This window comes from Virgibacillus alimentarius (assembly GCF_000709085.1).
In the GTDB taxonomy this organism is placed as follows: domain Bacteria; phylum Bacillota; class Bacilli; order Bacillales; family Amphibacillaceae; genus Virgibacillus_B; species Virgibacillus_B alimentarius.
Genome location: NZ_JFBD01000045.1, coordinates 62,480 through 68,526, shown reverse-complemented (window position 1 = coordinate 68,526; position 6,047 = coordinate 62,480). Strand labels below are relative to the sequence as shown.

Sequence of the window (6,047 nt, the reverse complement as noted above, 5' to 3'; positions counted from 1 at the left end):
AGAATGAAATTATGATAAAAGACTTATCTAGGACAGGAACCTAGTTTTCATTTATGCATAGGCTAAAATCAGAAACAAATCTGGTAAAGGATGGGTAGGAATATGAGAAAAATACTTATCGCAGCATTGGTCAGCCTATTTGTAATGGTAATCGTGATCGGATGCAGTAAAGAGGGTTCAACGGATGAAGATACAGATCAAGTTGTACGGATAGGTTATCAGAAAAATGGCCCGCTCGTTATTTTAAAATCGCTTGGAAACTTGGATGAACGTTTGAAAGAAGAAGGATGGGAAGTGGAATGGAAAGAGTTTCAGGCAGGTCCTGCGCTCGTTGAAGCTTTAAATGCTGGCGGCATTGATGTTGGTCGAACCGGAAATTCACCACCTATATTTGCTCAAGCAGCAGACGCCCCTTTTACAACCTTGGCAGCGGGAAAATCAAAATTTTATGGGAGCGGAATCCTAGTCCCGGAAGATTCAGATATCACATCCGTATCTGATTTAAAAGATAAAAAAGTCAGCTTTGCGAAAGGGTCCAGCTCCCATTTTTTAATTGTAAAAGCACTAGAAGAAGCGGGCTTAAAGTATGAAGATATTCATCCAGAATTCTTAACCCCGGGAGATGCGAGAGTAGCCTTTGAACAAGGAAATATTGATGCCATGGTCGTTTGGGATCCATATACCGCTTCAACGGAGATCAACTCAGGTGGCAAGCTATTGATTAATGGAGAAGGGATTTCTACAGATCGGGACTTCTTTTTGGCAACAAATGATTTCGCCGATCAACATGCAGATATAACGGAAATCATCATGGAAGAAGTAGAGGATTCATCGGAGTGGGCAAATAACAACCACGAAGAGCTAATAGAAATGCTCTCGCCTATTTTAAAGATCGATGAAGCTTCGATTAAGAAATCAATTGAACGCAGGGAGTACGGTGTAGATGAAATAAACGACAAAATTATAAAAGAACAGCAAGAAATAGCAGACACATTTTATCAGCTAAATATTATTCCTAAAGAAATTCATGTCAAGGATGTCATGGAGTAAATCATGAAAACATTGGGGGGTGTCTGGTGATGGATCGGATAAAAGGATCCATGAAACAAATTGTGCCTTGGGTTGTTCCATTTTTATTGCTCATTTGCTGGCAAGTATTCTCGTGGATGGGAATCATCCCGGAGAAAATATTACCTGCTCCCAGTGACGTTTTCCAGGCGGGACTTTCCCTGCTTGGGACTGGGGAATTATATGAACATGTTTCCATCAGTCTATGGAGAGCACTTGCAGGGTTTTTAATTGGGGGAGTTATTGGGTTTTTATTTGGTTTATTTAACGGTATCTCAAAATACTCTGATTTACTTTTTGACACGTCCATCCAAATGTTGCGAAATATTCCACATCTAGCTTTAATTCCGCTCGTCATTTTATGGTTTGGCATCGATGAAACCTCGAAGATTTTTTTGGTAGCATTAGGTGTAATGTTCCCCGTTTATATTAATACGTATCATGGGATAAAATCGGTCGATAAAAAATTAATTGAAATGGGCAGGGCATACGGCCTAAAAGGGAAATCTTTATTTTTTTCCGTTATTTTTCCGGGAGCACTATCATCCATCTTGGTTGGCATTCGCTTTTCCTTGGGGGTTATGTGGTTGACATTAATCGTTGCCGAAACGATATCTACCGATTCTGGAATTGGCTATATGGCAATGAATGCTCGGGAATTTATGCAGATGGATGTGATTGTATTAAGTATTGTCATTTACGCACTGTTTGGGAAATTATCCGATATGATTGCGAGGTACTTTGAGAAAAAGTTATTACACTGGAATACGTAAAAAAGGAGGGAAACCGTTGAATTTTCATACAGAGGAACCTATTCATGTTCAACTAGCTGGTGTGGAAAAATGGTACAATGAATTAAACGTTCTAAAAGGAATGGATCTACAAGCGGAAAGAGGAGAGTTTATTGCAGTCGTAGGAAAAAGCGGGTGTGGGAAAAGCACGCTTCTTCGATTAGTAGCGGGACTTGAGCAATCCAGCAGCGGTTTTATTTACATGGATCAAAAACCATTGAAATCATTAAATAAACACGCTCGTATCATGTTTCAAGATGGCCGGCTGCTTCCTTGGAAACGTGTTATTGATAACATACGAATTGGTCTACCGGGCGAATGGAAAGGAAAGGCCACGGAAGCTCTTGAAAATGTAGGATTGGGAGATAAGAAGAAGGAGTGGCCAAATAATTTATCAGGAGGACAAAGACAACGGGTGGCACTGGCACGAGCGTTAGTACATGATCCTGAATTACTTCTTTTAGACGAACCACTAGGAGCGCTGGATGCGTTTACACGAATGGAAATGCAGGGACTTATCGAATCGCTGTGGCAACAGAAAAAATTTACATCGATCCTGGTTACACATGACGTGGAAGAAGCAGTTGCACTGGCGGACCGAGTTATTTTAATTGAAAGTGGGATGATCATGATGAATCAGGAGATTCCGCTTGCAAGGCCAAGACAGCGCACGCAACCAGCATTTTCCATGTACTTGGAAATGATTATGGATCGAATTATGAATCGTATGCCAAAGAAAAATTATATCGTAGAGCAAAATTATCAAATGTCATAGGACATTTTCTTTCCGAAGGTTTCCATGGCACGCTGCTATTTTTGATTACGTACGACATCATCCTGAAACTGTTTTCCATATTATTATGGTCATTGAAAGTGGTAATTTTTCGTAAAAAAAGAAGTCATAGTAGCTCATCATTTAATGAAACCTACTAAGACTTCTTTTTTCCATTTACTGGGGTTATGTCCCAGTCTTTCTTTCTGCTCTATTGTTCTTCCATTATTTTTTCCAAGTCGTCCAGCATTTTATTTGCAGCGATGACACCACCAGCAGTATTCCAAATGGCATCATCTACTTTATGAACGTTTTCTTCTTTCGCTACATCCAGATTTTTAAAGAGCGGGTTATTTAGAAATTCTTCTTCCAAGGTTTTTGCTTCACCGTCTCCCGTTTCATAGGTGAAATAAAAGAGAATATCCCCATCCATTGCCGGGATCCGTTCTTCAGAAAGATTTTTTTCCGCAAAATCATCTTTATCTTGTTCTTTTGGACGAGCAAAACCAATTTGTTCCAAAATCACACCCGCAAATGTATCCTTATGGTAAATTCGAACATCCCCAGCCATGAAACGTACGAGAGAGATTTCCATATTAAGTTTGTCTGCGAATTTTTCTTTTAATTCATTGATACGGTTATCAAAGGCTTCTAAAACTTCTTGACCTTTGTCTTCCTTATTAACTGCTTCTGCATACAGTTTAAAGTTTTCTTTCCAGTCACCCCTTAATGTTTCTGCAAAAACAGTAGGAGCAATCGCTTCTAATTGGGAATAGATATCTTCTTGTCGCATTTTATTTCCGATAATTAAATCGGGTTTTAGTTTGGCGATAGCCTCCACATTTACCTGACTTTCTGTACCAACAACTTCTACCCCTTCCATTTGATCAGCAATATGATCATACCAAGGGTCCCCAGTCCATGATTGCACAGCGCCGACAGGTTTTATGCCTAATTCGAGCAATGCTTCTGTACCTTCATTCGTTAAAATGACAACTTTTTCCGGATTGCTGGGTATTTCAGTAGTGCCCATCGCATGTTCCACCGTATAAGCATCTGCTGCACCTTCTTTATCTTTTGATTTCTCTTCTTTGTTATCTGTATCACTGCTGCTACAAGCAGTCAGTGTAAGTAAAACAAGTATACCTATACTAAATAAGAGCTGTTTGTACTTTTTATTCATCCTAATATGCCTCCTATTATTTGAGAATCATTTTCAATCAATTTTTATCATATATGGAATCAGAAAAAAAATCAATAAATAATTGAGAATGATTTTCAAAGTCGTTGACTTCATAGAACGTTTAAAATAAAATAAGGATGAATGTAATGTGAAAGGTTACCAGTGATGACTATACAAAACAACAAAAATAAATTAGTATGCCTTATTTTTGCGAGTATCATCCTTATTCTTTTTATGGGGATGGGGATTGTATTAGGGTATACAAATACATCAATAAATACAGTAATTCATGCATTTACAGACTTTAATGGTTCAAACGAACATATTATTATTAGAGAAGTTCGCTTGACCCGTTCATTCATTGCTTCAGCTGTCGGAGCATGCCTAGCGATGGCGGGTGTAATCATGCAGTCGTTGACAAAAAATCCACTCGCTTCACCAAGTATTCTGGGTGTTAACGCAGGAGCTGGTTTTGCAGTTGTAGTTGCTGTCACATTTTTTAATATATCCAATCTGCAGGCATTCTCGTGGATCTCTTTTACAGGCGCTGCAGTAGCAGCTGTTTCGGTTTATATTATTGGAACAGCTGGTAGAGAAGGTTTAACACCAATGAAGCTGACACTTGCAGGAGCGGCAATGGCAGCACTTTTTGCTTCATTTACGAAAGGTTTGCTCGTATTAAATGAAGCGGCTCTTGAGCAAGTCTTATTTTGGTTAGCAGGATCAGTAGCGGGCAGGGATTTAGAGATTTTGACATCTGTGTTGCCATATATGGTTGTCGGTTGGGTGATTGCTATTTTCATCGCCCCGAAAATGAATGTATTATCCATGGGGGATGACCTTGCAACAGGCTTGGGTTTAAAAACAGGCCTGCTGAAACTTATCGCAGGTTTGGTCGTTATTTTTCTAGCCGGCAGCGCTGTTGCTGTGGCAGGCCCAGTTGGTTTTATTGGTATCATTATTCCGCATATTGCGAGAAAAATAATTGGTGTGGATCATCGGTGGTTGATCCCATTTTCAGGATTGCTTGGCGGGATCCTGCTAGTAGCCGCCGATATTGGTGCCAGATACGTTATGATGCCTCAAGAAGTACCAGTAGGTGTGATGACTGCCGTTATTGGAACACCTTTCTTTATTTTTATAGCGAGAAGGGGGTTTGACCAATAATGCGGCAATATAAAAGCTTTCGATTATTTAAAGGAAAAATTTCATTTTTAATGGATAGTCGTGCTGTTGCAATAACAGCAGTATTAATGATCTTAACAGTTGCTATGATCGTTGGTAGCACTGCTTTAGGGGATATGAAGATCAATCCGCTTACGATTATACACGTACTATTTGGCGGGGGAACGGAGTTAGAACGACTTGTTGTGCTAGATTTTCGGATGCCGCGCATCATCGTTGCATTATTTGTCGGTATGTCCCTTGCTGTTGCTGGGGGAATTTTGCAAGGCATTATTCGAAATCCATTAGCTTCTCCCGATATCATTGGCATCACTGGTGGAGCTGGGGCTTTTGTTGTTGGATTTCTCGCCATCTTCAGTACGGAAACAGATAACACACTGACAGTCAGCATCGGATGGCTTCCAGTAGCAGCTTTTATCGGAGCGACGATCACTGCATTTTTGGTATATCTATTAGCATGGCGCGGTGGTGTTTCTCCGGTTAGGCTAGTACTCATCGGGATTGGCATCTCTGCGCTTATGCAAGCCTTTACTACGATGGTTATGATTTTAGGGCCGATTTATCGAGCAAGTCAGGCTAATATATGGATCACCGGAACAGTGAATGGATCGAGCTGGGAAGATGTTGCCGTACTTGTACCATGGGCTGTATTATTATTGATTGTAGCTCTTATGTCTGCCAGGAAAGTGAATGTTCAAGAGCTAGGAGATGATCTTGCAGCAGGTATCGGAAGCCGTGTACAGCTCCAGCGGTTTTTTCTACTATTGGTCAGCACAGGGCTGGTAGGTATTGCTGTGGCGTTTGCCGGTGGAATTGGATTTGTTGGTCTTATGGCTCCGCATATGGCAAGAAGATTAGTGGGATCTGCTTTTGGTGCATTGCTTCCGGCATCAGCATTCATTGGCGGAATGCTTGTACTACTCGCTGATTTAATTGGGAGAACCGTATTTTTACCACTTGAAATTCCTGCAGGGGTGTTCACTGCTGCAATCGGTGCACCATATTTCATTTATTTATTATTTAGAACGAGAAACATATAAGTGTGAGT

The 6,047-nt window shown here is 40.4% G+C and carries 6 protein-coding genes; 5 read left to right on the top strand and 1 reads right to left on the bottom strand.

Annotated features, from left to right (window positions below; all coding sequences use genetic code 11):
- Positions 1 to 102 precede the first annotated feature (102 nt).
- Genes GZ63_RS0108070 through GZ63_RS0108060 form a run of 3 tightly spaced genes read left to right on the top strand, consistent with a single transcriptional unit; the run spans position 103 to position 2,634 of the window.
- Positions 103 to 1,050, top strand: coding sequence for a sulfonate ABC transporter substrate-binding protein (locus tag GZ63_RS0108070; protein WP_084179114.1), 948 nt, complete (start codon positions 103 to 105; stop codon positions 1,048 to 1,050).
- A gap of 50 nt (positions 1,051 to 1,100) precedes the next feature.
- Positions 1,101 to 1,841, top strand: coding sequence for an ABC transporter permease subunit (locus GZ63_RS0108065; RefSeq protein ID WP_390337510.1), 741 nt, complete (start codon positions 1,101 to 1,103; stop codon positions 1,839 to 1,841).
- Positions 1,842 to 1,857: 16 nt separating this feature from the next.
- Entirely contained in the window at positions 1,858 to 2,634 is a 777-nt protein-coding gene (locus GZ63_RS0108060; protein WP_029268411.1) for an ATP-binding cassette domain-containing protein, read from the top strand.
- A 208-nt stretch (positions 2,635 to 2,842) separates the two neighbouring features.
- On the opposite strand, the gene GZ63_RS0108055 is transcribed toward GZ63_RS0108060, so the two are convergent.
- Complete coding sequence (locus GZ63_RS0108055; protein WP_029268409.1) at positions 2,843 to 3,814, bottom strand: ABC transporter substrate-binding protein; 972 nt, start codon at positions 3,812 to 3,814, stop codon at positions 2,843 to 2,845.
- Between the two features lie 165 nt (positions 3,815 to 3,979).
- Between GZ63_RS0108055 and GZ63_RS0108050 the strand changes: the two genes are divergently transcribed.
- Positions 3,980 to 4,981 (top strand): FecCD family ABC transporter permease, encoded by a 1,002-nt coding sequence (locus tag GZ63_RS0108050; RefSeq protein WP_029268407.1) that lies wholly within the window; start codon positions 3,980 to 3,982, stop codon positions 4,979 to 4,981.
- Complete coding sequence (locus tag GZ63_RS0108045) at positions 4,981 to 6,039, top strand: FecCD family ABC transporter permease (protein WP_029268404.1); 1,059 nt, start codon at positions 4,981 to 4,983, stop codon at positions 6,037 to 6,039. Before GZ63_RS0108050 ends, GZ63_RS0108045 begins: the two co-directional genes overlap by 1 nt.
- Positions 6,040 to 6,047: the final 8 nt, after the last annotated feature.